The sequence below is a fragment of the Pseudomonas sp. BAV 4579 genome, from assembly GCF_009765395.1.
In the GTDB taxonomy this organism is placed as follows: Bacteria; Pseudomonadota; Gammaproteobacteria; order Pseudomonadales; family Pseudomonadaceae; genus Chryseomonas; species Chryseomonas aestiva.
The window spans coordinates 12,478-38,067 of sequence record NZ_WHOV01000072.1 but is presented as its reverse complement, the minus strand read 5'-3'; the positions used below and the strand labels follow the sequence as shown (position 1 = coordinate 38,067).

General features: G+C 65.4%; 19 protein-coding genes. 14 read left to right on the top strand and 5 right to left on the bottom strand.

Annotation, left to right across the window (positions count from 1 at the left end; translation table 11 throughout):
- Positions 1-85 precede the first annotated feature (85 nt).
- On the bottom strand, positions 86-1,447 hold the full coding sequence (locus tag GSQ95_RS15230; protein ID WP_158896550.1) for a dicarboxylate/amino acid:cation symporter: 1,362 nt from the start codon (positions 1,445-1,447) through the stop codon (positions 86-88).
- Between the two features lie 422 nt (positions 1,448-1,869).
- On the opposite strand from GSQ95_RS15230, the gene GSQ95_RS15225 reads away from it, so the two are divergent.
- Together GSQ95_RS15225 and GSQ95_RS15220 are read left to right on the top strand one after the other, a co-directional pair.
- Positions 1,870-2,793, top strand: a complete 924-nt coding sequence (locus GSQ95_RS15225; RefSeq protein WP_158896551.1) for a LysR family transcriptional regulator — start codon at positions 1,870-1,872, stop codon at positions 2,791-2,793.
- 206 nt (positions 2,794-2,999) lie between these two features.
- On the top strand, positions 3,000-3,209 hold the full coding sequence (locus GSQ95_RS15220) for a hypothetical protein (protein WP_158896552.1): 210 nt from the start codon (positions 3,000-3,002) through the stop codon (positions 3,207-3,209).
- A gap of 560 nt (positions 3,210-3,769) precedes the next feature.
- Here GSQ95_RS15220 and GSQ95_RS15215 read toward each other — a convergent pair.
- Entirely contained in the window at positions 3,770-5,395 is a 1,626-nt protein-coding gene (locus GSQ95_RS15215; protein WP_158896553.1) for a methyl-accepting chemotaxis protein, read from the bottom strand.
- Positions 5,396-5,749: 354 nt separating this feature from the next.
- Between GSQ95_RS15215 and GSQ95_RS15210 the strand changes: the two genes are divergently transcribed.
- The 3 genes from GSQ95_RS15210 to GSQ95_RS15200 all read left to right on the top strand — a co-directional run bounded on the left by GSQ95_RS15210 (position 5,750) and on the right by GSQ95_RS15200 (position 7,295).
- On the top strand, positions 5,750-6,142 hold the full coding sequence (locus tag GSQ95_RS15210) for a RidA family protein (protein ID WP_158896554.1): 393 nt from the start codon (positions 5,750-5,752) through the stop codon (positions 6,140-6,142).
- Between the two features lie 183 nt (positions 6,143-6,325).
- Entirely contained in the window at positions 6,326-6,808 is a 483-nt protein-coding gene (locus GSQ95_RS15205) for a hypothetical protein (RefSeq protein ID WP_158896555.1), read from the top strand.
- Between the two features lie 37 nt (positions 6,809-6,845).
- The gene (locus GSQ95_RS15200; protein ID WP_178118477.1) at positions 6,846-7,295 is read left to right on the top strand and encodes a hypothetical protein; all 450 of its coding nucleotides are present in this window, start codon (positions 6,846-6,848) and stop codon (positions 7,293-7,295) included.
- Positions 7,296-7,358: 63 nt separating this feature from the next.
- On the opposite strand, the gene GSQ95_RS15195 is transcribed toward GSQ95_RS15200, so the two are convergent.
- Positions 7,359-9,350: a bifunctional diguanylate cyclase/phosphodiesterase gene (locus GSQ95_RS15195; protein ID WP_158896556.1), complete on the bottom strand. Its 1,992-nt coding sequence runs from the start codon at positions 9,348-9,350 to the stop codon at positions 7,359-7,361.
- 185 nt (positions 9,351-9,535) lie between these two features.
- On the bottom strand, positions 9,536-11,452 hold the full coding sequence (locus tag GSQ95_RS15190) for a methyl-accepting chemotaxis protein (protein ID WP_158896557.1): 1,917 nt from the start codon (positions 11,450-11,452) through the stop codon (positions 9,536-9,538).
- Positions 11,453-11,876: 424 nt separating this feature from the next.
- Between GSQ95_RS15190 and GSQ95_RS15185 the strand changes: the two genes are divergently transcribed.
- The 3 genes from GSQ95_RS15185 to GSQ95_RS15175 all read left to right on the top strand — a co-directional run bounded on the left by GSQ95_RS15185 (position 11,877) and on the right by GSQ95_RS15175 (position 15,961).
- Complete coding sequence (locus tag GSQ95_RS15185; RefSeq protein ID WP_252977162.1) at positions 11,877-12,119, top strand: DUF1654 domain-containing protein; 243 nt, start codon at positions 11,877-11,879, stop codon at positions 12,117-12,119.
- Positions 12,120-12,170: 51 nt separating this feature from the next.
- Complete coding sequence (locus GSQ95_RS15180) at positions 12,171-12,701, top strand: GNAT family N-acetyltransferase (RefSeq protein ID WP_178118478.1); 531 nt, start codon at positions 12,171-12,173, stop codon at positions 12,699-12,701.
- Between the two features lie 185 nt (positions 12,702-12,886).
- Positions 12,887-15,961: an autotransporter domain-containing protein gene (locus tag GSQ95_RS15175; RefSeq protein ID WP_256664596.1), complete on the top strand. Its 3,075-nt coding sequence runs from the start codon at positions 12,887-12,889 to the stop codon at positions 15,959-15,961.
- An 88-nt stretch (positions 15,962-16,049) separates the two neighbouring features.
- Here GSQ95_RS15175 and GSQ95_RS15170 read toward each other — a convergent pair whose 3' ends face one another.
- A complete protein-coding gene (locus GSQ95_RS15170) occupies positions 16,050-16,346 on the bottom strand; it encodes a hypothetical protein (RefSeq protein ID WP_256664595.1) in 297 nt (98 codons plus the stop codon).
- Positions 16,347-16,661: 315 nt separating this feature from the next.
- Between GSQ95_RS15170 and GSQ95_RS15165 the strand changes: the two genes are divergently transcribed.
- The 6 genes from GSQ95_RS15165 (at position 16,662) to GSQ95_RS15140 (ending at position 25,511) form a co-directional block, all read left to right on the top strand.
- The gene (locus GSQ95_RS15165) at positions 16,662-16,943 is read left to right on the top strand and encodes a hypothetical protein (RefSeq protein WP_158895847.1); all 282 of its coding nucleotides are present in this window, start codon (positions 16,662-16,664) and stop codon (positions 16,941-16,943) included.
- 313 nt (positions 16,944-17,256) lie between these two features.
- Positions 17,257-17,520, top strand: a complete 264-nt coding sequence (locus tag GSQ95_RS15160) for a hypothetical protein (protein WP_158895849.1) — start codon at positions 17,257-17,259, stop codon at positions 17,518-17,520.
- Between the two features lie 288 nt (positions 17,521-17,808).
- Positions 17,809-19,998, top strand: a complete 2,190-nt coding sequence (locus GSQ95_RS15155) for a TonB-dependent siderophore receptor (RefSeq protein WP_158895851.1) — start codon at positions 17,809-17,811, stop codon at positions 19,996-19,998.
- A gap of 83 nt (positions 19,999-20,081) precedes the next feature.
- On the top strand, positions 20,082-21,332 hold the full coding sequence (fes, locus tag GSQ95_RS15150) for an enterochelin esterase (protein WP_158895853.1): 1,251 nt from the start codon (positions 20,082-20,084) through the stop codon (positions 21,330-21,332).
- Between the two features lie 22 nt (positions 21,333-21,354).
- Entirely contained in the window at positions 21,355-21,561 is a 207-nt protein-coding gene (locus tag GSQ95_RS15145) for an MbtH family NRPS accessory protein (RefSeq protein WP_158895855.1), read from the top strand.
- Positions 21,562-21,572: 11 nt separating this feature from the next.
- Positions 21,573-25,511 carry an enterobactin synthase subunit F gene (locus GSQ95_RS15140; protein WP_158895857.1) on the top strand — a complete coding sequence of 1,313 codons (3,939 nt, stop codon included), beginning with the start codon at positions 21,573-21,575 and terminating at the stop codon, positions 25,509-25,511.
- Positions 25,512-25,590: the final 79 nt, after the last annotated feature.

The window sequence follows — 25,590 nt, the reverse complement described above, 5'->3', positions numbered from 1 at the left end:
TTTTCATCGGCAAGTAATGAACACAATCTTTGTGCGGAGCAGACGCCGACATGAGGCTGCTTAATAAAGCGCAGTCAGATCTTCATCAATGTTTGAGCACCCGGCTTGTAACATCGGGTAGTTGTACAAGCGTCTCGCTCGGTGACGTTGCCGATCTGGCGGTTTCGGATCGCGCAGCACCACGAGTTTCTTCCACGTCTTCGCCATCCAGCGCTCTATTCATCTTGGCCGTGTCCAAGGCGCCTACCCATTTGGCGATGGCCATCGTGCCGACCCCATTGCCAATCGTATTGGTGATGCCCCGCGCCTCGGACATGAAGCGATCCACACCCAACAGCAGCACCATGCCGGCCACCGGGATGGTGTCGAGCGAAGCCAGGGTCGCCGTGAGGATGATGAAGCCCGCCCCGGCCACGCCCGCGGACGCCTTGGAGGTAAACATCAGAACCGTCAGCACGATCAGCTGATCGGTCAGGGTCAGTGGGGTATTGGTCGCCTGGGCAATGAAGATGGCGGCAATGGTGTAGTAAATGGCTTGCCCATCAGGATTGAAGGTCAGCCCTGAGGGAATGACGAGTCCTGACACCGGCTTGGATACACCGGCCTTCTCCATTTTCGAGATCATCTGCGGCAACACCGATTCGGAGGAGCAGGTCCCCAGCACGGTGAACAGTTCTTCCTTGATGTACTTCAGGAACTTCCAGAGGCTGAAGCCGCTGTAGCGGCAGATCGGCCCCAGCACGAAGATCACGAACACCGCGCAGGTCAGATAGACGCAAGCCACCAGCTTGCCCAGCGAAAACAGCGAGCCGAAGCCGTATTTGCCGATGGTGAAGGCGATCGCGCCGAAGGCTCCGATTGGCGCCAGGCGCATTATCATGCTGATGATCCGAAACATGCCTTGCGTCAGGCTGTCGAGCGTGTCCACGAAGAGTTTCGCCCGCGGCCCGGCATTGGCCAGGGCCACCCCCAGCAAGACTGAAAACAGGAGTATCTGCAGCACGTTGCCCTTGGCGAAGGCATCGACGATGGTGTTGGGAATGATGCCCATCAGAAAGTCCATGGTCGACGTGTGCTTGGCGGCCGTGGCGTAGCTGCTGAGACTTGAGGTGTCCAGGGTTGTGACGTCGACATTCATTCCACTGCCGGGCCTCAATACATTGGCGACCACCAGGCCGACGACAAGCGCGAGGGTGGAAACCACTTCGAAATAGATCAGGGCGCGGAAGCCGACCCGTCCAAGTTCTTTCATGTTTTCCATGCCGGCGATGCCGGTCACTACCGTCAGGAAGATGACCGGCGCCAACAGCATCTTGATGAGCTTGATGAAGGCATCGCCCAAGGGTTTCAGTGCTGCTCCTGTTTCAGGAAACAGCACGCCGACAAGAGCACCGGCTATGACTGCGATCAACACCTGTACGTAGAGTTTTCCGAGCGCTTTTTTCATTGTTAACTCCTGAATTGTTATTTTTGTCAGGAGACATCGGGTATTCGGCTTTCGACCGATCGTGAGATGTCTGAGGTATTGCCTCGCGCGATTGAAAGCGGTCAGCGATCAATCAGTACCCGCGCGCATATCTCCTCTATCGAAGTTAAAGGCCCCGGTGCGAGCCGCTTTCAATAGGGTGAAGTTCAACGTCTAACGTCTTCGGCAGTCGTTACTGGTCTTGAATCCCATTGTCTGGCTCAGTCCAATACACTCCGGTGAAACTGCGGGAGTTTTGATGGCGCTTTTAACTGCCTCAACTAAGCCGACTGGTGCGGGAGGGTTGATCGCAGGCTGTTCAGCAGAGTGTGAGAGGAGTATATGTAGTGATCGCTACCCTGTGAGTGCTTCAAAATCACTACTTAATTAACTTTGAGTTACCAATGAGCCAGACCCTCGATCTCGCTTTTTTTCATCTGCTGGCCGAGAAAGGCAGCCTGGCAGCGACCGCCCGGGAACTGGGGGTGACCCCCCCGGCGGTGAGCAAGCGGCTGAGTGCGCTTGAAGCCCGCCTGGGCATTCGCTTGGTCACCCGGACCACCCGGTCCATGAGCCTGACGGCCGAGGAAGAGATGTACTTCAACCACGCCGAGCGCATCCTTACGCAGATCAATGAGGTGGAGCAGTTGGTCAGCAGCTGCCGCGCGACCCCCAAGGGCCTGATACGCGTCAATGCGACCCTGGGTTTTGGTCGCCGCTATATCGGCCCGGCCCTCGCGGCCTTTCATACGCGCTATCCCGAGGTCAAGGTGCAGCTGGAAATCAGCGATCATCCGCTGGATCTTGCCGCCCATGGTTTCGATCTGGCCATCCGGATCGGCAATCTCCCCGACGCGGCTTTCCATGCCCGCAAGATCGCTTCCAATCGCCGACTGCTATGCGCCTCCCCCTTGTATCTGGAAAAGCATGGCAGCCCCTCCCGGCTCACGGACCTGCAAGACCACAGCTGCATTTTCCTGCGGCAGAACGAAGCGACCTACGGCGTCTGGAATTTCAATCACGGCGGGCGCACCCAAAATATCAAGATCCACGGTGCCCTGAGCTGTAACGACGGGGAAGTGGCCTTGAACTGGGCCCTGGACGGCTATGGGATTCTGCAGCGTTCCGAATGGGATATCGCCCGCTATGTACGCAGCGGTCGCCTGAGGGTGGTGTTGGAAGACCAGACCGAGCAGGCGGATATCTATGCGGTTTATCCCCAACAGCTGCACCTTTCGGCCAGGGTACGCAGCCTGATCGACTTTCTGGTCGAGCGCTTTTCCAATATCAACGCCATGGGTGAGGACACCGGCGATTCCGACGCCTGAGCGCTGGGCGATCGCTGCCCACGGGAGGGGAGGTTGACGCGTTTTGAGGGGAGAGAGCCGTTCTTTCGGGATCTGTATGTTTTCGCGCTTTCGCGAACTGTCCCTGGAAGGCTGACAGAAGTGTAATGCGCGGCTCATCCTGGCGTTGCCCGCGCACCCCTAGAGTGGCGCTCCTACCCACGCTGCACTCTAGAAGGAGAAACACCATGACGTTCCTCAAGACTGCCTTGTTTGCCGCCACCCTCGCCGTTGCGAACCTCGGCTACGCCGCAGACGGCAGCGAGCGCTCGATCTCACACAATGAGGATTTTCGCGATAGCCAGGCGGCGCTCCAGCAGCATCGGCAGCTGCATGAAGCGCTGGCCCAGCAAGGGCAGCGGGCCGACAAGGCCTCCCAGGTCGAGGCCACCAACTGACAAACCGGTAGCCATGGGTGATCGGAAGTCCACCCAGGGCTACTTTCCAAGGGACGCCAGCTCATAAGGCCACCAAGTGGCAGGCGGCAGGTGAAGAGAACCCCGCCGCACGGGCAGTTCAAATTCATCCGCGGAACAACTGCGTGGCCAGCGCCATTCGACCAGGGCACCTGCCTGGCTCAACGCATCAGACCCTGCTTGCGGACCACTCCCCACCTTGCGCTGAGCGAGTGCGGTCTTTCCGGTCATCAACTGCGATGACTTGCGAGCAGTCGGCCCGGCCGCAGAGCAATACCCGTGCTCCCTGTTACTGGAACGATCCGCCAAGACCGGCGCGCGGTCAGCTTCCCAGCGAAGAGGGCAGCGAGCCTGGCCGGGGTGTTTCGAGTACGGCAGTGGCTGACCCGCGCCCGCAGGAAGGGGCAGTTCGGTGAAGCCAGAAGCCCATCGCGTATCACCCGGATCGGGTGATACGCGACCTGTCGTAGCTCAGCGGTCAGCCTGCTGGCCGGTTGCCGACAGACCCGGGGGAGGGCAAGCACCTGGAGGGTCAGGGACGTCTACACGTGGAATCGGCGAATCTGCCCATTCAGCTGCACCGCCAGCTCAGACAGCTGCTGGCTGGCGACGCGGGTCTGTTGCGCGCCGGTGGCCGTCTGCACCGACAGGTCGCGGATCCGCACCAGGTTACGGTCGACCTCGCGGGCCACCTGAGCCTGTTCCTCCGCAGCACTGGCGATCACCAGATTGCGCTCGTCAATGCCCGACACCGACAGGGCGATGGTTTCCAGGGCGCCGCTGGCGGCCTGCGCCTGTTCGCGGGTCTGGCGTGCCTGGTCGGCACTGGTCAGCAAGGCATTCACGGTCTGGCCGGTGCCGTGCTGGATGCTGCCGATCATCTTCTCGATTTCGCGCGTGCTGTCGCCGGTCCGCTGGGCCAGCCCCCTTACCTCGTCCGCCACCACCGCGAAGCCGCGACCGGCATCGCCGGCCCGAGCGGCCTCGATGGCCGCATTGAGCGCCAGCAGGTTGGTCTGCTCGGCTACCGAGCGGATGACGTCGAGGACCTGGCTGATGTTGCGGGTCTGTTCGGCCAGCTCACGGGCGCGATCGCTGGCACTCAGCACATTGTCGGTCAGGGTCTCGATCGCAACCAGGGTGTTGCCCAGCTGCTGCTGGCCGTCACGCGCGCTGGCCGCGGCCTGGCGCGAATCGGTAGAGGTGGAGGTGGCATTGCTGGCCACTTCCTCGACCGCCTGGCTCATCTCGGTCACGGCGGTGGCCGCCATCTCGATTTCGCTGTTCTGTTGCTGCAGGCCGGTCGCGCTCTCCTGCATGACCGTGGTCATTTCCTCGGCGGCGGAAGCCAGCTGGGCGGCGGACTGGCCCAGATGGCCCAGGGTGTCACGCAGATGGGTCTGCATCTGCTGCATGGCCTGCAGCAGTTGGGCGGCCTCGTCGTGACCACGGGCATCCAGGGTCTGGGTCAGGTCGCCAGCGGCAATGACCCTGGCCGCCGCTACCGCGTTGGCTATGGGATAGGTCAGGCTGACCGTCATGCGCCAGGCGAGCAGAAGGGTCAGTCCCAGCGCGAGGCCGATGGACAGCCAGGTGATCGTCTTGGAATTGCTGTAGGTGACACCCGCGTTCTCGGCGGCAGCCTTGACGCCCTCCTGGTTCACCTTGCGCAGGGCCTCGGTGCTCTCGTTCATCCTGGCACCCAGCTGGGCCATGCCCGACTGCACCAGCGCCCGGCCTTCTTCCACCTTGCCGGCGACGACCAGGTCGGCCAGCTGGTTGACGTTATTGAGGTAGTCCCGGTGGACCTGGCGCAGGCTCTCGAAGGCCTGGCGTTCACGATCGGAGCTGACCAGCTTGGCATAGCGGCCGAAGGCCTCCGCGACCTCGCCGCTGATGCTGTCGATCTTCTTGCGCGTATTGGCGACGGTCGAGGCGTCAGGAATGGCCAGCAGGCGCAGCACCTCGATGCGGGTACGGGCCAGTTGCAGGGCGAGGTTGTCGGCCTCCACGATGCTCGGAACGCTGTTGTTTTCGATCACCAGGCTCTGGCCCCTGATCTGCGCCATCTGGGTGATGCCGAAAATACCAAGGCCGGCTACCAACGCGGCGAGTAGACCGAAACACAACTGGCTGCGGGTGGCGATGTTGAACGCGCGAAGGGTCATATCCATGTACCGGTTGGGGAGTGTGATAAGCATAACGGCAATGGCCCCGATAACTTGAGTGAATGCCGTCAAGGACGGGGGTTTCGGGTTTTTTTGGGTTGTGACGACTGGAGTTGCCGCCCACCCTCATGCAGCCGGTACGGACCTCCGCCGGAACTGGCGGCCGTCTGCTGAGCGAGAGCCCGAGCGATATCGTCCTGGCCGAGGCCGGATCAGGGTGCGCCCTAGCTACCCCGGACGATCGGGGCAGGGCCCGCGAGGTCAGGCGTCCGGGGCAGTCCCGGAAAAGCGCAGCTAGGCCTCGGAGCACTGCTGCTGTTAGCTTGCCTTTTCTACGACCGTGGACGCGAAGACATGACAGACCGCCAGTTGATCATCCCCGACAGCATGAGACTGCTTGTCGAACGTGCGGGTTATGTACCGGCAGTGAAGGTCGGCAAGACGCTCTATTGCGCAGGGCAGGTGGGCCGTACGCCGGAGCTGGAGGTCATCCAGGATCCCGAGCAGCAATTCCGGGCGGCCTGGGACAATCTTCGTACTGTCTTGGCAGCAGGTGGCTGTACGTTCGAGGACGTGGTGGAGTTGACGACCTTCCACGTCGACCTGTACAGGCACATGCCGGTCTTCAGGCGCGTGAAGGATGCCGTCTTTCCCAGAGGGACGTGCGCCTGGACCTGCATTGGCGTCGCCGAACTGGCCCGTGCCGGACTCCTCGCGGAAATCAAGTGCATTGCCGTGCAGCGATAGGCCCTGCCGCCCCGGCTGTTCGGCCTGATGGCGCTGCCTGCGCATAACGCTCGCTCAGCGTCCGGGTTGCGGAAACAGCTGAAGGGCTGCGGTCCTCAGGATCGGATAGCCAGATGAGCGGTCCTTCATTCGCCTCCGCGAATCCTGGAGGCGATCGTTCCCACCCATTCAGGAAGCACTGTGATGAATAAAGATGGCAGCGAAACCGCGGCGGGCTACCTCTTGCTGGGCTACGTCGATGCCCGCCTGTTGGCGCTGTACCAGGCCGGGGTAGTGCCCAGGCTCGAACTCGCGCGTACCTCGGCTGCGCTGACCGCTACGGGGCAGGCCGCCGAAGCGGCGGTCCCGCTGTATATCCAGCAGGGCGCTGCGCACGACGTGCTGCCCAGCTCGGGCCCTGGTGAGTCCGCTGAGGCGGCTGGAGCGGGTGAACCGGCGTCTATCCCCTCGCTGGACAGCCTGGCCTGCCCTGTTGAGGAGGGTAGCGCCGAGGATGCCGAATGGCATTCCTTCAGTCCCCTTGAACAACAACTGGAGCTGCCGGACGAGGACGCGGAGGACTACTCCCCGGAAGAGCGGCGCGAAGCCACCCGCCTGGCGTTGGCGGCGCTCGAAGCGGAGGAGGAGGTCAGCGTTCCGCTGCTCAGACAGATGCCAGTGAAATAGTGGCAAATAGCTATGTTTAGGGCTAAGGTTAATAGCCTTGACCTCAGACTGTGTCATCCTAAGCACCTTCTACGCCGTTTCCTGCACTATAACCGCCTCACGAAGACCTCCTCGCGGTGCCGGCCGCACGGCCAAGCCCGATTCCCTCCGCGCTGCTCATGAGCAGATCACCCGCAACAGCGGGACCCTCGCCGATATCGCCGACCTGATCGAGATGGAAGGCAAGGCCAGGCCCGGGCGTCAGCCGCCCGGGCAGCCCACCCACGCCCGGTCCGAAGCCGGCCACCCGGCGGAGACGTCCAAGGCAGAAGTCGCGGGGGAGAGCGGCGGCGGCCATTTCCTGGGGCAGCCCGTGTTCGGGATACCGCTGGTGGCGCTGCTGGTCTGCGCCCTGATCCTGGGCGCTGCGGTAGGGGTACCGCTGGGTGTGGTCACCTATGGAAGCTCGCTCTGCACGGCGGTGCTGGATAGCCTGGCGATCTTCTAGACGGGCCGGTAGCCGCTCTGCAGGCTGCCGTTATGAGGCGAGCAGGCGGCGAGCGGCCGTGCTTCAGGCTTCCAAGGACGCCATCAGCTGGAATTCCTGACCGCTCGGAGCGGCCGCGGGTCTGCCCAGCAGATACCCCTGGGCGAGCCGGACGCCCAGCTGCTGCAGCTGCGCCAGTTGTTCCGGGGTTTCCACGCCTTCGCAGAGCACCTCGAGTTTCATCGCCTTGCCCAGCAGCAACAGGGAGGTCAGGACCTGGCCACGCTGTTCCTCGTCCTCGATCGCCAGGATCCGGCGATCGAGCTTGATCAGCTGGAAGGGGAGTTCGAGGATAGGGCCCAGGCCGGCGAAGCCGCTGCCGAAGTCGTCCAGGGCCATGCGGATACCCAGTAGCTGGAGCAGGGCGAAGGACTGGCGGGTCTTGGTATCTATGACCAGTTCCACCCCTTCGGTGACCTCCAGGACCAGGCGGTTGGGCGCCAGGCGCGAGAGCCTGAGGGCCGCGGATACCCGCTCATGCAGGATGGGATCGGCGAATTGCAGCGGTGACAGATTGATGGAGATGCTCAGGTGCGGAGGCCACTGACTGGCCGCGAGACAGGCCTCCTTCACCACCCACTCGCCCAGGGCGATGATGAAATTGCCCTGTTCCGCGAGCGGGATGAAAACCTCCGGCGAGACCATGCCCAGGGTCGGATGCTGCCAGCGCAGCAGCGCTTCGTAACCCGTCACCTGCCTGGGCTCGACGCGATAGATGGGTTGGTAGTGCAGCAGAAATTCGTTGCTCGCGAGTCCCTTGCGGACATCCTCCGGGGTGAGCAGCGCGGCATGGTCGAGTGGTGCGCCCAGGATGGCATCGACGCCTCCTTCGAAGACCCGGTCACGACCATCGCGCTTGGCGCGATAGAGGGCGCGGTCGGCACAGTCCAGCAGGTCGTCGGCGCTGCTCAGACCGGCCAGGCCACTGCGGGCGATGCCGATGCTGACGGTGACATGGGTCTTGTCGTCCTGACGCCCCTGGTGCGGGATCTGCAGGTCGCGAACGCGTTCCAGGATGGCCTCCGCCACGTCCAGCGCCTCGGCCGGGCCGACCCGGTCCAGGAGGACGACGAACTCTTCGCCACCGTAGCGACCGATCCTGTCACCCGGGCCCAGCCCGACCGCCAGGGCCTTGGCCACGGAGCGCAGGCAGTCATCTCCGGCGAGGTGGCCGTAGTAGTCGTTGTAGCGCTTGAAGTGATCCACGTCGATCAGTAGCACGGCGCCTTGCTCTCCGGCCAGGCGGCGTTGCCAGAAGTCTTCGAGGAGCGGGCGGAGCTGACGACGATTGGCCAGCCCGGTGAGGGAGTCGGTTTCCGAAAGGATCTGCAGATCCTGATTGGCCGAATTGAGAGACGCCAGGCGGACTTCTTCGCGCAGCTTGTAGAGGTAGGAGCGGCGCCCTTCGACGTTGAGCCAGTAACTGGCCAATAGCGAAAAGAACGCCATCACGATGGCGTTGGTCATCATCAGCCCGCCGACGATCGGTGACACCGGCGCTTTATGGACGGCAAGGGCGATCACCGACAGGGCGAAGCCGTTGAACAGCAGGGCCGGCAGCAGCGGACTCTTCATGCAGGTGTTGACGAAGGCCAGCATCAGCGGCCAGGTGAAGATGAACAGTGTCTGATTCATCTCCTTGCCCGGTGGGCCGTTGATCACCATGTTGTAGACCACCACCAGGCCGACATAGAACGGCAGCGAGGCCAGGGTTTCGCGCCAACGTGTCGGCACCACCTGCAGCAGCACCACGACCAGCAGCGCGAAGGGGGTGGCGATCCCCAGCATCTGGGCGGCCGCCCAGGGCAGGGCGTCTTGCAGCAGCAGCCACCACCAGATCAGAAAGCTGTCGTAGCTCAGGGTGCCGATCAGCAGGCAGCGAGTGAGGTGCCGCGTGCGCTGCTTGTGGATATCCAGCTGAAACAGGCGCTCCAGCACCGAGACGAAGGCAAAGGGCCCGACCGGCACAGCAAGCGTCTGATCGACAAGCCGACCCAGCTCTGGTGAGGTTTTCATGTGTGACCTGGACTGACAGAAGAGATATCAAGGTGCGATAAGTGACATTGATAATATCAATATGATGGCACCTAGTGACCGGTCGCTGGCGCAGGGATTCAGCCGAAATGACCGGCGGTTGAGTTGGAGAACCTGGCGGTGCGAGCCCCTGTCACAGGCCGCTGCGGCAGGGGCTCGGGCTGATCTCAGACCTGGAAGCGACGGGTCATCTCCTGCAGGCGCTCACCGATGCGCGCCAGCTCCGTGCTCGAAGAGGCGGTCTCCTCGCTGGCAGCGGCGGTCTGCTCGGAGATGTCGCGGACACTGGTCACGCTGCGGCTGATTTCTTCACCCGCCGCGCCCTGCTGTTCCGCAGCGCAGGCGATCTGCTCGTTCATCGACTCGATGTCCCTGACCGAGCGGGTGATGCGCTTGAGCAACTCGCCCGCCTCGCGCGACAGGCCGACGCTGCTGTCGGTCAACTGCACGTTATGGTCGAGCACGGCCGCCATGCGGTCGGTGCTCTGGTGCAGACCGGTGATGAGGTGGGCGATCTCGTCCGTCGAAGAGCGGGTCCGCTGCGCCAGGCCGCGGACCTCGTCGGCGACCACGGCGAAGCCGCGTCCCGCCTCGCCGGCGCGGGCGGCTTCGATGGCGGCATTGAGCGCCAGCAGATTGGTCTGCTCGGAAACCGCCTTGATCACATCGAGCACGCCACCGATGCTGTCGGCATGATCGCGCAGGGTGGCCATGGCGATCTTGGTCGACGCCATTTCGCCGGCCAGCAATTCGATTTGGGCGACGGCCTTGTTGACGGCCTGGTCTCCCTGCTGGGCCTGCTGACTGGCCTCCAGCGCCGAGCGTGCGGCGGCTCCGGCGTTGCGCGCCACTTCGTGGGTGGTCGCCGTCAGTTCCTGCATCGCGGTGGCGATCTGATCGGTCTCGATCTTCTGGGATTGCACCCCGGCACTGGTCTGCTCGGTCACCGCCGACAGCTGCTCGGCGGCACTGGCGACCTGGACGACACCATCCTTCACCTCGCCGATGAGCCCGCGGAGGTTGGTGGTCATCTGCTGCATGCTGATCTGCAGGGCACCCAGTTCATCCTTGCGGGTCACCTCCAGCTGACGGGTGAAGTCGCCGTTGGCGACCGTCTGCGCCAGAAGAACGGTGTCCTTCAGCGGGCGAACGATGGAACGGGTGATCAGCCAGGCGCCCAGGAGGCCCAGGGCGATCGCGATGGCCAGCCACACCAGCAACAGCTGACGTGCACCGCTTACATCCGTCAGCTGGAATTCCTTCTGGATCGCGGTGAGCTTGTCGGCGACCGACAGCAGCGTGGTGATGGTGGTGGTGATACCGGCCTGACCCTGGTCCACCCGGGCCTGGGTGGTGATCAGCTGCTGCAGGCGTTGCTGGTAGCCGTCGAGTTCGCTGCCAAGCTTCTGCAACGCCTCGGTCGGCAGGGTGCTGGTCGTAGCGAGTTGTTTGACCTTTGCCTGGATACTGTCCAGGGCGCCATGGGCAGCGGCCTCGTTGTCCTGGGTGGGCGTGGTGGCATAGCTGCGCAAGGCAATGCGCATCCGCTGCAGGTCGATGAAGAGGGCCGCTACCTGCTGGCGGTCTTCGACTCGCCCGTCCTGGGCATTGGCCGCCGTGGCCAGGGCCAGCATATAGGTGTTGGCGGCTTCCGCCGTGGCGGTTGCCGCCTGCTGGACGGCCGCACGCTCTTGCGTGGCGGTCACCACCTGGGTGTAGAAGTCCCGATAGCGTTTGAGCGCGGCCTGGGCTTCGCTTAGCAAGGCCTCGTTGGTCTTCGAGTTGAAGTTGGGGATGATGCTCTGCAACTGGCCTTCGAGCCTGTCGAGCGCGGCCAGCCATTTGGCCGCTTGGGCCTCGTCGGCCTTGACGATGTAGACGAGTCGTTCGATGCGCATGTCGCGCGCCAGGGTGTTGAATCCGGAGATGTCGCCGATTCTTTCGCTCCGATCGCGCATGGCGTCGGTAGCTTGCCATCCGGTGTAGGCCACCAGCAGGATCATGCCGATGAGCAGCGAGAAGCCTAGTGCCAGCTTGGCCCGGACGCTGATGTTGCTGAGGAAATTCCAGCCACTGTGTTGCATATGGACTACCTGGAGAGGAGGGCCGGGTGGAAGCACCTCAGCCGGATTCACGGTGATTTGTTATCGCGATAGCTTTGGGTCTGCGGACAGGCCCCGAATAGCTGACGCCATGGAGCTGCCGTCATTCGCTGCTCGCGGGTGGCGGCGCGCATCAAGCGCGCCCTGAGCGTTGTGGATGGGTCTGACCCTAGCTAAGAAAAAGTGATCCGCGTCACACCTTATCCAGGGATGGCTGGTGGCTATTCCTGGATGGACGGCGCGTCGCCATCATGGAGAACCTGGGTTTCCTCTCGGGTTGACGCAGGGCGAACAGGGTCCCCAACGTCGATCTCCAGGGCCACTGGCGGATCAAGTTGCCAGGTGACTTGCCAATCACCTCGGTCGAGAACTACTGTATAAAAGAACAGTTATGGAGCCCGCGCCCATGGCCCAGAGCCAGCCATCCCAGCTGACCTCCTATGATCGCCTGACGATGCGGGTGTCGCGGCTGGTGAACAACGCGCGCGGGGTCATCGACAAGCATGTCCATGTGGAGCGCCTGGAAGCGAGCAGCGAGGACTGGGAATTGTTGCTTGAAGCCTTTGGCGAGACCGAAGGCCTGATCGTGGCCCATCGCGATGACGGCAGCATCGACCTGTTCTGGAAGGTCAGCTACGACGATTTCTGAGCGGTCATGACAGAGCGCTGGCTTCGCAAGCGGCTTGGCGCTGGAAGGAGGTTGACTATGAATATCCAGCGCCTGGGGCCTACCTGGGCCCCCGTCTACCGCCAACTCATGCTGGACGCCTATGCCCGACATCCGGAAGCCTTCACCTCCAGCCCCGAGGAGCGGGCGGCGCTGCCGCTCGACTGGTGGGAGCGGCGGCTGCAAGCGGATGATCGGGCGCAAGAGCGGGTCTGGGGCGCAACCCGGGACGCGGAGCTGCTGGGCGTGGTCGGCCTTGGCCGCGAGACGCGGGAAAAGGTTCGGCACAAGGCGACCCTGTTCGGGCTGTACGTCCCTGATCGCCACCGGCGTCTGGGAATCGCCAAGGGCCTGCTGGACGAACTCCTGACCCATGCGCAGGGGCTGCCCGGGCTCAGGGTCGTTCAACTCACGGTGACCGAGGGTAATGATGCCGCGCTGGCGCTGTACCGGCAGGCGGGCTTCAACCTCTTCGGCAGCGAGCCGCAGGCGATCGCCGTGGGGGATGGCTTACTCACCAAGCTGCACCTCTGGTGCGATCTGGACAGGTTGCGCCGCGGCTAGCGCGTCCCTGCCATCCACCACACCGCGATCCTTCCCCGGCCGGGGAAGGATCGCGGTCCCGAGGGTCATGGGATGTCGTGAAACTGCCTCCAAATCGCCGCCACACCGTCACATCACCGTTCTAGGCTCGCCGCCCCAAGACAGCTTGTAACAAGTTGTATCCACAGGGCCAAGGAGAAGAGCTGGTGAAACGTTCAGGTAACAAACCCGCGGTGTTGACGGTGGTGTTCGCGGCGTCGCTGTTGGCGCTTTCGGTGCAGGCGGCCAGCCGTTCGGGCAACAACGCCATCAATGGCGTCGATCTGCTGTCAGGCTACAACAGGCTCTGGACCCCCGGCGCCACCTGGAACACCGGCACGCCCACCGCCTTCGGGGCGCCCATCCTGCAGCGCAATATCCAGTACGTGGTCGACCTCGCGAAAACCCGCACCCAGGCCCAGGAGATAGCGGCCTACTACGACGACCGCCGCGACCAGAGCTACAGCCTGATCAGCGGCCTGGGCTCCCTGGCCAATGGCTACCTGGCCGGCTCCGGCGCCTTCACCACCATCCCGGTATTCGACGCCTCCACCCAGACCACCAAGTACAACGACAATGGCAACGGTGCCGGCGACGCCAAGGCGCAACTGGGCAAGGTGGTGCAACTGGTCCAGGCGATCCGCAACGATGCCTCCACCACCCCGGCGAAGAATGCCTACCAGTATCCGCGGCCCTGGCGGCAAGCCAGCGTGGACATCGTGCCGCTGTCGTTGCGCCCGGCGCTCAGCACCACGCCGCAGAGCGACGGCGGCTTTCCCAGCGGCCATACCAACGCGGCCTACCTGGCGGCCATGGGCTTCGGCTACGCCGTGCCCCAGCGCCTGGGCGAGGAACTCTTCCGCGCCTCCGAGCTGGGCAACAACCGCATCGTCGCCGGCATGCACTCGCCGCTGGACGTGATCGGTGGCCGCATCACCGCCACCTACTTCGCCATCGACAACCTGGTCAACAACGCCCAGCTGCGCAGCGATGCCTTCGTCCAGGCTCAGGCCTACTTCGCCCAGCAGTGCGGCGGCGACATCAACACCTGCGTGGACAGGATCGATCCGGCCACCGACCAGCAGTCCCAGCACGCCCAGGACAAGGCGCTGTACACCGCCCGTATGACCTACGGCTTCGCTCCCGTCGGTCCGACCAACCTGGCGCCAGTGGTGCCGGTCAACGCCGAGGTGCTGCTGGAGACGCGCTTTCCCTATCTCACCGCCAGTCAGCGCCGCGACATCCTGGCCAGCACCGAGTTGTCTTCGGGCTACGTGGTCATCGACGAATCCAACGGCTACGGTCGCCTCAACCTGATGGCCGCGGCCGACGGCTACGCGGCCTTCACCGGCAATGTCAGCGTCAACATGGATGCCAGCCAGGGTGGCTTCAACGCCCACGACGCCTGGCGCAACAACATCGCCGGCAGCGGCAGCCTGACCAAGAACGGCAGCGGCGAACTCACCCTGAGCGGCTTCAACACCTACAGCGGCGGGACGGTGATCAATGGCGGCACCCTGCGTGGCCATGCCCAGGCCTTCGGCAGCGGCGACATCACCGACAATGCCACCCTGGTGCTGGATCAGTCGGTCGACAGCAGCCTGGCCAACAACCTGCACGGCAGCGGCAGCCTGGTGAAGACCGGGGGCGGCTCCCTGAGCCTGACCGGCAACAGCGACTTTTCCGGTACCACCCGCGTCAACCAGGGTCGCCTGGCCCTCAACGGCAACCTCGGTAATTCGGCGGTCACCGTCAACACGGGCGCCATCCTTGGCGGCACCGGCAGTCTCGCCAGCCTGCGTGTGGCAGAGGGCGGCATCCTCGCGCCCGGCAACTCGGTGGGGCAACTCAACGTCAACGGCAACGCCACCCTCGACCAGGGCTCGATCTATCAGGTCGAGACCGATGCCAGCGGTCGCGCCGATCGCCTGGTGGCCAGTGGCAGCATCACCGTCGACGGCGCCACCCTGGCGCTGGTTTCCAGCCCTTCCTGGCAGCCGCTGGGCAGCTATCAGCTGCTGAGCGCGGGCAATGGCCTGAGCGGCCGCTTCGGCCCGATCCAGTCCGACTTCGCCTTCCTCACCCCGACCCTGAGCTATGGCGCCAACCAGGCGACCCTGAGCCTGGCGCGCAATGGCGTGGCCTTCGCCGAGCTGGCCGAGGGCCGCAACGCCCGCGCCGCCGCAACGGGCCTGGATAACGCCGGTGCCGGCAATGCCGTGTGGAATCAGGTGGCCGCGACCAACGCCGCCGGCGCCCGGAGCACCTTCCAGGGTCTGGGCAACGAGCTGCACGCCTCGACCAAGACCGTGCTGGTGGAAAACAGCCGGCTGGTGCGCAATGCCATGAGCGATCGCCTGAGCGACGCCCAGGACGAGCTGCCGTCCAGTTCCGGCATCCAGGGACTGGCCGGCAGTCACGAGCGCGGGCTGGTCTGGACCCAGGCCCTTGGCGCTTGGGGTCGCAACGACGGCAGTCACGACGCCAGCAGCTTGGACAGCCACAGCCGTGGCCTGCTGATCGGCAGCGACGTGCCCCTGGACAGCGGTTGGCGCGTCGGCGGGCTGGTGGGCTTCGGTCACACCGATCTCGACCTGCGCGGCGAATCCGGTTCGGCGGACAGCACCGACTACCACCTGGGTCTCTATGCCGGCCAGCAGTGGGACGCCTTCAGCCTCAAGCTGGGCCTGGCCCACAGTTGGCACTCGGTGGAGGCACGGCGCAACCTGGCGATCCTCGGTAACGACCAGCGCCTGGCGCCGGACTACGATGCCGGTACCAGCCAGGCCTTCGGCGAACTGGCCTATCGGATCGAGCAGGGCAGCCTGAGTCTGGAGCCCTTCGCCAATCTGGCCCAGGTGCATCTGCAGACCGATGCCTTTCGTGAGCGCAGCGGTGCGCTGGAACTGGACAGTCGGCGGCAGACCACCGATGCGACCTTCAGCACCCTGGGCCTGCGCCTGGCGGCCAAGCCACTCGGTGGGCTGAAGGTGGTGCCGAGCGCAACCCTGGGCTGGCGCCATGCCTTTGGCGACACCACCCCCGAGCATGAGTCGGCCTTTGCCGGTGGCCCGGACTTCAAGCTGGTGGGGGCACCCATTGCGCGGGACGCGGCAGTGGTGCGCGGCGCCCTGGACCTGGCGCTGAGCGAGACGCTGTCGCTGGGATTGGGCTATGAGGGCCAGCTGAGCAGCCAGGCCAAGGACCAGGACCTCAACGCCCGGCTCAGCTGGCGCTTCTGAGGAAAGGCGCCCTGGCTGTCCGAAAGGGCAGGGGGCCTGGTCTGGGCAGGGCGGCTGCCGGAAATGGACAGCCTGCCTGCCGTGAGGGCTAGAAGGACGCCAGATTGTCCGGCGTGATCAGCTGGAAGGGGACCCGGGTGAGATTGCTGCTGGTGGAGCCGTTGGCCAGTCGCAGGGCCATGTCCACTGCGCCCTGGCCCGTGCTGATAGTCGTCAGGGACAGCATCTCCTGGGTATTGCTGTCGTCGATGAGATGGACGATGACCGCATCGACATGGGCGGCGATCAGGTCGCGGTACTGGCGCAGCTGCAGAGCGTTGTCGCTATTGGCGTTTTCCAGGTAAGGGCGGCGTCCAGGGTATGGGCGCCTTCCTCGACATTGCACCGGGCCTCGGCCGCGGCCTGGCGCAGGCCATGGGGCGCGATCATCTCGCTGACCTTTCCGCAGGGTCTGCGGACGTGCGGCCTGCGCCGGGCGATCAGATGTCGTCGACACCCGCCAGCGCTTGTGCCAGAGCCTGGCGTGCCATTTCGCGTGTTGGACGGGCAGCCGCATCCCCTGACGGCCAGGCACGGGACGGGGATTCGCATAGCGCCACCGTGCGACGGACACCTCAGGTTGCGATGCTGGAGTGCTCGGCCAGAAACCAATCCGGGCTCAGCCAGGTCCCTGAAAGGTCTCTTTTCTCAGGAATACCCGATGTCCAAAGCTCTGCTGTGCTCCCTCGTACTGGCTACCGCCGCAACCCTGACGGCGTGCGACAAGACCTCCGAAGACCACGCCCAGGAGGCCCAGGCCCATAGCCAGAAGGCCCAGGAGAAGGCGGCCGAAGGCAAGGTCGAGCGGGCCTCCAAGGAGCAGGCCAAGGCGCAGGAAGACCGGTCCCAGGCCAATGAAGCCGCGGCCAGCGAAGGGCGCAACACGCCCCCCGATTCCGCCGTGCCCGGCTATATCAAGACGCCCAGCAAGGAAAATCCCTGAGTCTCCACCCCGGTCGGCTTTCGGTTTAGGGCCGGCCGCCGAGGGGGCAACGCGAGAGGCAAGGCCTGCCGCAAGAGGACTTAGCGCCTTCTTTCCTGTCCAGCGAAATCAGGTCATGACGCTCTCGCTGGCGGAACATCCGGAGAGCGGGAGGAGGAGGGCCAGGGCAAGGCTCTGATCGGCGGCGCTATGAATGGGCCTCGGCTTGCCGACGACAGCCATCGTCGAGGCGAGCAACGGCTGTTTACATCCGGGCCAGGACGATTAGAGTAGGGGCCACTTCGCCATCATTCGTCCAGCCTCCGGAGCCGCCATGAGCCCTTCGCGACCGATCCACTGGTATCGTGCCCGCAGCACGCTCGAAATCGTCGCCCTGGGCCTGGGCGTCATCGCGCTGGTGATCGCTGTCGATCAGGGCTTGCGCAATTCGCCTTCCGAACACCTCGCGGACTATCACGCCTGCAAGGGTGACGGGGGCCTGGCGCGAATGAACGCCATCGGCGAAATCGTCTGCCGGCTGCCCAGCCCGGTGATCGGCCAGGTGGCAGCCAAGACCCTGGCGGTCTCCGGCCTCTAACCACCGCCAGGCTTCTCACTGCGCGGCCCGCTCAGGATCAGCCCGATCCTGTGACCGGACCTTTTCGGCCCGGTGATGCCTCTTTCCTGCATTCCTTCCTGATGCCGTCCTGACCTCTGGGCGTGGATCACGGCTGCCTGGCATTCGCGATGCGAACAGCTATTGCTTAACGTAACATTTGATAATGAGAGCGTTTATCATTTAAAGTGCTGGCCCTCGCGGGATACCGCGAAGAGCAGCCTTCAAGTGCACGGCGTCGGCTGCAACGCCACGGTCACAAGGATCACCATGAACACCCAAGGAACCCTCTGCCAGCCCGTCCGCCTTCGCCGCGAGGCTCTCCGTCAGCTGCTCCTGGTCAGCGCGCTGATTCCCTTTCCGCTGACGGCCCTGGCCGCCACGGTGGCCGAGCAGAACGCCACGGAACTGGACACCCTGACCATCGAAGGCAACCGCCTCTATGACATGGCGCCCTCGGAACAGACCGGCGGCTATACCGTGGATTCGGCGACCGTGGGCACCAAGACGCCGGCCGCCCTGCGTGACATTCCCCAGTCGATCACCTCCTACACCAGCGACTACATCAAGGACCGCAACTTCAACACCCTGGACGAGCTGGCCAAGTCCACCGCCGGCCTGCGGGTGCTGACCAACGACAGCGGGCGTTCCTCCATCTATTCGCGTGGTTACGAGTACGACGAATACAACATCGACGGCCTGCCGGCGCCCATGACCAGCATCTTCGGCACCGTACCCATCCTCTCGCCCTTCGACCGGGTCGAGATCATGCGTGGGCCCTCGGGGCTGTTCAACAGCACCAGCGAACTGGGTGGTATCGTCAACATGGTGCGCAAGCGCGGCACGGACGAGTTCCAGGGCCATATCACTGGGCGCTACGGTTCCTGGGACACCAACTACCAGGAGATCGACCTGGCCGGTCCGCTCACCGAAAGCAAGAATGTCCGTGGTCGCTTCGTCGCCTCCCGCGCCGACACCAATGGCGAGGTGGACTACAACGCCAACACCGACCAGAGCTACTACGGCGACCTGGACATCGACCTGTCCGACGCCACCCAGATCTCCTTCGGCCTGATCCATCAGGTCAAGAACCTCACCCCGCACAACGGCTATCCCACCGACGCCCAGGGCAATCTGCTGGACTTCAGCCAGTCGCGCTTCCTGGGAGCGGACTGGAACTACTTCGACGGCAAGACCACCGACGGTATCTTCGAGCTGACCCACAGATTCGATAACGGCGGCTACGGGCGCATCGCCGCGCGGGCGTCGCACCGGGAGGCGGATTACCTCTATGCCTTCACCAGCGGGGCGGTGCAGGCCAACGGCAACACCAGCATTCGTGCCAGCACCCGGGACTTCGAGCAGGACGCCTATTCCCTCGACGCCAGCTATAGCCAGCCGTTCGAGACCCTGGGTCAGGTCAGCGAATTCGTCGTGGGGACCGACTACAAGTACTACGACACCGACTACCAGAACGGCAACAGCGTCCTGGGTACGGTCAATGTGAACAGCTATTCGCCGACCCGCTTCGCCAAGCCGGCGCGCGCCTACCAGACCGACTACAGCGGCGAGGATCGCGAATTCGGCCTCTATTCCAAGGTCACCTTCCGTCCCATCGAGCGCCTGGCGCTGATCGGTGGCGCCCGTGTTTCCTGGTATAGGGGCGAGGCCTATACCACCACCCTGGCCAGTGGTGCCGAGGCGGGGGAGAGCCAGAAGCACAGCGGCTTCGTCACCCCCTATCTGGGTACCGTCTACGACCTGGACGACTACCATTCCCTCTATGCGAGCTATTCCAAGGTCTACAAGCCGCAGAGCGAGCTGGATGCCCAGGGCAAGGCGCTGGATCCGCGCGAGGGTGACCAGTACGAGGTCGGTATCAAGGGCAGCTATTTCAATGGCGACATGAATGCGCGGCTGTCGATCTTCCAGCTGACCGACGAGAATCGTGCGGCTCGGCCTTTCGATGCCAATGGCGTGGCCATCACGGACTATTCCGACAGCTCGGGCAAGACTCGGGTGAAGGGCGCCGAGATCGAGGTCAGCGGCAAGCTCACCGAGCAGTGGGAGATGCTCGCCGGCTACACCTACATGGATACCCAGAACCTCAGCGGCGATGGCAACACCCTGTTCGAAGCCATGCCCAAGCACATGGCCTCGCTGTGGACCAAGTACACCCTGGCGGGTGGTCCGTTGACCGGCCTGAGCATCGGTGGCGGGGTGACCGCCATGAGCGATTTCTCCCAGACCAACCAGACCTCCGGGGTCACCGTGTCCGCTCCCGGCTATGCCACGGTGGATGCCAAGCTCTCCTATCCGGTCACCAAGCAGCTCACCGCGACCCTGGACGTGAACAACCTCCTCGACAAGGAATACTGGTCGCGCGTAGGTTCGGTTTCCACCTTCAACTTCCAGGGCCCCTCGCGCAGCGTGATGGTCGGGGCGCGTTACGACTTCTGAGGTTCAGGCCGACCTGAGTCAGGCTCAGGTCGGCCAAGGCGCTACATGCCGTGACGATCTCTTCCACGATGTACCGAGATGCGATGAAAGATTCACTCTTCCAGCGGGACGATGTCGGCAGCGAGCCCTGGTGGCAGGCCGTGGCCTGTCGCGGCACGCCGCTGATCGAACCCACTGTGGCCGGGCGCTATCGACTGACCTTTGTCTGGCGCGATCCCGAGGGGGTGGCCGAGCGCTCCCGTACCCGGCGGGTCTGGCTCAATATCACCGGGGTCACCGACCATCATCAACCGGGCCTGCCGCAGAGCCTGCGGCGCCTGCCAGGCAGCGATGTCTGGGCCTGGGAGACCGAGCTGGAGGGCAGCTGGCGCGGCAGCTACTGCCTGATCCCCAGCGCGGAGCCGGCGCCCTTCGAGGGCGAGGCCCAGCCCGATCTCCAGGGCATCCGCCTCTGGTGGCGCAGCGTCTTTCCCCTGGCCCAGGCCGATCGGCTCAATCCCCGGCGTGCCTGGCAGGGTGGGCGCGGGCTGGCGGTGTCGGGCGTGCACCTGCCGGAGGCGCCGGCCCAGCCGGCCTGGGCGGCCTTCGATGCCGACCGCAGCCTGGCGCCAGCGGCCTGGCCGAGTCTGCAGCAGTACCAGTGGACGAGTGCGCGGCTCGACAACAGTCGCCCGGTATGGGTCTTCGCCACCGGTAATACCACCCCTTTGGAACGGCCGCTGGCCATCCTGCTGGATGGGCAGTTCTGGGCGCAGGCGATGCCGGTGGGCGCGCCGCTGCAGCAGCTAACCGCTGCCGGGCAACTGCCGGAGGCAGTCTATCTGCTGATCGACAACAGCGACCGCGCCCTGCGTGGCAGCGAGTTGCCCTGCAATCCGGAGTTCTGGCTGGCGCTGCAGGAAGAGCTGCTGCCGCAGGTGCGCGACTGGGCGCCCCATGCGCAGTCACCGTCCTCGACGGTCGTCGCCGGGCAAAGCTTCGGCGGACTGGCGGCGCTCTATGCCGCGCTGCACTGGCCGGAGCGCTTCGGTTGCGCCCTGAGCCAGTCCGGATCCTTCTGGTGGCCGCAGCGCGGCGCGCCGGGACGGCTGTTCGAGGCACTGGCGAGCGGTCAGGGGCGCACGCTCCCCTTGCGGCTGTTCATCGAGGCCGGGTTGCGCGAGCCGGCCATCCTCGAAGCCTCCCGCGCCCTGGTCCCACGCCTGCGCGAGCAGGGTCACGACCTCGACTATCGCGAGATCCACGGGGGCCATGATGCCCTCTGGTGGCGCGGTGGCCTGCTCGACGGTCTGGTCCGCCTTTGGCAACCCCTGCTCGCCGACGCCCCTCGCTAATCCCCGTTATTCAGGAGCTCCGATGGACGCCCCCAATCCCTTCGACGATCCCGCCCAGGTGCTGCTGATCCTGCGCAATGCCCGGGGCCAGTGCAGCCTCTGGCCGCAGGCCATGGACGTGCCCATTGGTTGGGCACCCGTGTTCGGCCCGGCGCCGCGCGTCGCCTGCGACGACTGGCTCGCCAGCCACTGGCGCGATATCCGCCCGGTTGCCTCCCTGCCTTCCTGACTGGAGTTCCTGTGTCTTCCACGCCCCGTTCTCGCTTTCCCGAGCTGCCGCTGGTCGCTGCCCAGCCCGGCATCTGGCTGGCCGATCAGCTGTCGCCCCATGCCAACGCCTTCGCCGTGGCCCATCTGGTCGAGCTGCGCGGGCCGATCGACACCCAGGCGCTGATGGCGGCCATCGTTCAGGGCCTGGGCGAACTGGACAGCCTGCGGCTGAGGTTCGCCGAGCGCGAGGGCGAGCTGGTGCAGTGGATTGACAGCGACATGGCCATGCCCATGCCCGAGTGGCTGGACCTGCGTGGAGCAGCCGATCCGGAAGGCGTAGCGCGCGCGGCCATCCGCACCGATCTCGACGGTGACCTGCGGGCCACCAGTGGCGGTCCGCTGTGGCTCAACCGGATCTACCAGTTGGGCGACGATCATCTGTTCTGGTACCAGCGCTATCACCATTTGCTGATCGATGGCTATGGCTTCGCCGCCCTGGCCAAGCGGGTAGCGGCCCTGTACAGCGCCGCGATGCGCGGCGAGACGAGTGAGCCTTCGCCTTTCGTGTCCTTTGCCGAGGTGGTGCGCGAATATCAGGACTATAAGCAGTCGGCCGTGCGCGAGCGCGACGAAGCCTTCTGGCGCGAGCGTGGCGCGGCCTTGCCGCCGGCGGCGTCCCTGGCGCCGGGTGGTCTGGCGGGGCAGGTGCCCACGCCGCGGGTGGTGGAAGCCCGCGCCCAGGTGCCCGCCGCGGTCTTCACCAGGCTCGCCGAGCAGGGCAGGGCTCAAGGGGTGACGCCGGCCGATCTGGCCGTGGCCCTGGCCGCCACCTGGTTCGCGCGCCTCAGTGGCCAGCCGGCCTTCAGCGCCGGCTTCATCTTCATGAGACGCATGGGTTCGGTGGCGCTCAAGTCCGGAGGCGCGACGCTCAACGTCCTACCGCTGGGCGTGCGCACCGACGCGACCCAGACGCTGCCGCAACTCGCCGCCGCACTGGCCACCGAGCTGAAGAAGGTGCGCCGTCACCAGCGCTACGACGCCGAGCAGATCGCCCGCGATCTTGGCCGTCCGGGCGATGCCGAGCCGCTGACCGGACCGGTCATCAACCTCAAGCTGTTCGATTTCGCCCTGGATTTCGCCGGGGTGCCGGGCATCACCCACGAACTGGCCTCGGGGCCGGTGCGCGACCTGGAGATCGCCCTCTACCTTGAGGCCAGCGGCGCCCTGGATATCAAGCTGCTGGGCAATGCAGAGCGCTACGCCGCCGATCTGTTGCAGGGGCACGTGGAGCGGTTCGGCCTGCTGGCCGGGCAATTCGCCGAGCAGCCCGGTCTGGCCCTGGGCGCTGCAGACCTGCTGGCGCCAGTGGACCGGAATTGGCTGGCCGCGATCAACGCCACCAGAAAATCGCTGCCCGAGGCTACCCTGGCAACCCTGCTGGCCGACCAGGCGGCGCGCACCCCTGCTGCGCCGGCACTGGCCGATCTGCAGCTCGCCTTCAGCTATCGGGAAACCCGCCAGCAGGTGCTGGCCCTGGCTCAGCGGCTGAGCCAGGCCGGGGTCGGTCGCGGCGATATCGTCGCGGTAGCCCTGCCGCGTTCGGTGTTCCTGTCCCTGGCGCTGCTGGCGACGCTCGAGCTGGGCGCCGCCTACCTGCCGCTGGACAGCGGCTATCCCGACGAGCGCCTGCAGCTGATGCTCGACGACGCGCGACCCCGGGTGCTAGTGACCGATGCCAGCCAGCGCGGGCGCTTCCCGGGGCTGGGCGAAGATCGGGTGCTGATTCTCGATGCGCCGCTGGAGGAGTTGGACCACGAGCCGGTGTTCGCCGGACCGCGTCCCGGCGATCCGGCCTACCTGCTCTATACCTCCGGCTCCACCGGCCGCCCCAAGGGCGTGGTGGTCGGCCATGCCGCCATCGTCAATCGCCTGCTGTGGATGCAGGACAGCTATCCCATCGGCGCCGGCGACACCGTCTTGCAGAAGACGCCGAGCAGCTTCGATGTGTCGGTCTGGGAATTCTTCTGGCCGCTGCTGGTGGGCGCCCGGCTGTACCTGGCGCCGCCCGAGGCCCATCGCGATCCCCTGGCGCTGCAGGAGCTGTTCGCCCGTGAGCGGGTGACCACGGTGCACTTCGTGCCCTCGATGCTGGCGGCCTTCGTCGCCAGCCTGGACGAGCCGGCTGCGGTGGCCCGCTGCGCCAGCCTGCGCCAGGTGTTCTGCAGCGGCGAGGCGCTGCCCACCGAGCTGGCCCGCACCTGGGAGCGCCGCGTCGGCGCGCCCCTGCACAATCTCTATGGCCCCACCGAAGCCGCGGTGGACGTTTCCTTTCATCCGGCTCACGGCGCCGCCCTGGCGGCCGTCACCGGCAGCAGCGTGCCCATCGGCAAGCCGGTGTGGAACACCGGGCTGCACATCCTCGACGAACGCCTGCGGCCGGTACCGCCGGGTGTGGCGGGGGAACTCTATCTGAGCGGGGTGCAACTGGCCGACGGCTATCTGGGTCGCCCCGAGCTGACCGCGGCGCGTTTCATCGCGGCGTCGGACGGGCAGGGCGAGCGGCTGTATCGCACCGGCGACGTGGCGCGCTGGCTGCCGGAGGGCGTCGTCGAATACCTGGGCCGCAGCGACGATCAGGTGAAGATCCGGGGTCAGCGCATCGAACTGGCGGAAATCGATCATGCCCTGCTGGCGCTGCCCGGCGTGGCCCAGGCGGTCACCCACGCCCGGGTGCTGGGCGAGGCGGTCGTTACCACCGGCGGCGATGCCCGCCAGCTGGTGGGTTATCTGATCGCCCAGCCGGGTGCTGTGCTGGACCTGGAGCGCCTGCGCGCGCGGCTAGGCGAAAGCCTGCCGCCGCATCTGGCGCCGGTGGCGCTGGTCGAGCTGGAGGCCTTGCCCCTGGGCGCTACCGGCAAGCTGGATCGCAAGGCCCTGCCGGCGCCCCAGGGCGCAGCCAGGACCGCGAGCCGTCCCCTGGCGCCGGGGCTGGAAAGCGACCTGGCGGCGGCCTTTTCCGAGGTGCTCGGTTGCGCCATCGTCGGTGCGGACGATGACTTCTTTGCCCTGGGTGGCCATTCGCTGCTGGCCATGACCCTGGCGGCCAACCTGCGCCGGCGCCTGGGGCGGCCGGTATCCATCGGCCAGATCATGGTGGCCTCCAGTGTCGCCCGCCTGGCGCGGCAGCTGGAGCAGGACGCGGCCAGCGCGGCGCGAGCCGGCTTCGAGACCCTGCTGCCGCTGCGTCCGGGCGACGGCCCGACGCTGTTCTGCTTCCATCCGGCCTCGGGCTTCGCCTGGCAATTCAGCGTACTGGCGCGCCACCTGGATCCGCGCTGGTCGCTGCTCGGTATCCAGTCGCCGCGCCCGGACGGGCCCCTGGCCCAGGGCGCCGATCTGGAAGCCGTCCTCCAGCGCCATCTGCGCACCCTGCGCGAGGTACAGCCGCACGGCCCCTATCATCTGCTCGGCTATTCCCTGGGCGGCACCCTGGCCCAGGGCCTGGCGGCGCGGTTGCAGGCGGCAGGGGAAGAGGTCGCCTTCCTCGGCCTGCTCGACACCTATCCACCGGAAACCCAGAACTGGCAGGAGCGCGAAGGCCAGCGCGAGCTGGATCCTGAGGTGCTGGCCGAGGTCAATCGCGAGCGCGAGGCCTTCCTCGCCGCCCAGCAGGGTCTGGCCGATCCGGCGCTGGGGGAGGGGGCGGCGCTGTTCGCCACCATCGAGGGTAACTACGCCGATTCGGTACGGCTGCTGGCCACGGCGCGCAGCACGCGTTTCGACGGCGAGGCGCTGATGTTCGTTGCCCGCCGCACCCTGCCGGCGGGAATGGACGTCAAGGCCACCTGGGCGCCCTGGATCACCCGCCTGCAGGCCCACGAGGTGGACTGTGCCCACGTCGACATCATCGCCCCGGCCCAGCTGGCGCAGATCGGCCCGGTGCTGAATCGGGCGTTGAAGGCGTTGTGACGCCTCGAGGGTTCAGCTCGACGGCGACTCCCCGCTCAGGCAAGGTGTGAAACCTGGGCGGGGCAGGAGAGATGATCGG

Coding starts and splice junctions, on each gene's coding strand:
- GSQ95_RS15230 (WP_158896550.1), bottom strand. CDS start 1,447: ATGAAAAAAGCGCTCGGAAAACTCTACGTACAGGTGTTGATCGCAGTC.
- GSQ95_RS15225 (WP_158896551.1), top strand. CDS start 1,870: ATGAGCCAGACCCTCGATCTCGCTTTTTTTCATCTGCTGGCCGAGAAA.
- GSQ95_RS15220 (WP_158896552.1), top strand. CDS start 3,000: ATGACGTTCCTCAAGACTGCCTTGTTTGCCGCCACCCTCGCCGTTGCG.
- GSQ95_RS15215 (WP_158896553.1), bottom strand. CDS start 5,395: ATGACCCTTCGCGCGTTCAACATCGCCACCCGCAGCCAGTTGTGTTTC.
- GSQ95_RS15210 (WP_158896554.1), top strand. CDS start 5,750: ATGACAGACCGCCAGTTGATCATCCCCGACAGCATGAGACTGCTTGTC.
- GSQ95_RS15205 (WP_158896555.1), top strand. CDS start 6,326: ATGAATAAAGATGGCAGCGAAACCGCGGCGGGCTACCTCTTGCTGGGC.
- GSQ95_RS15195 (WP_158896556.1), bottom strand. CDS start 9,350: ATGAAAACCTCACCAGAGCTGGGTCGGCTTGTCGATCAGACGCTTGCT.
- GSQ95_RS15190 (WP_158896557.1), bottom strand. CDS start 11,452: ATGCAACACAGTGGCTGGAATTTCCTCAGCAACATCAGCGTCCGGGCC.
- GSQ95_RS15185 (WP_252977162.1), top strand. CDS start 11,877: ATGGCCCAGAGCCAGCCATCCCAGCTGACCTCCTATGATCGCCTGACG.
- GSQ95_RS15165 (WP_158895847.1), top strand. CDS start 16,662: ATGTCCAAAGCTCTGCTGTGCTCCCTCGTACTGGCTACCGCCGCAACC.
- GSQ95_RS15160 (WP_158895849.1), top strand. CDS start 17,257: ATGAGCCCTTCGCGACCGATCCACTGGTATCGTGCCCGCAGCACGCTC.
- GSQ95_RS15155 (WP_158895851.1), top strand. CDS start 17,809: ATGAACACCCAAGGAACCCTCTGCCAGCCCGTCCGCCTTCGCCGCGAG.
- fes (WP_158895853.1), top strand. CDS start 20,082: ATGAAAGATTCACTCTTCCAGCGGGACGATGTCGGCAGCGAGCCCTGG.
- GSQ95_RS15145 (WP_158895855.1), top strand. CDS start 21,355: ATGGACGCCCCCAATCCCTTCGACGATCCCGCCCAGGTGCTGCTGATC.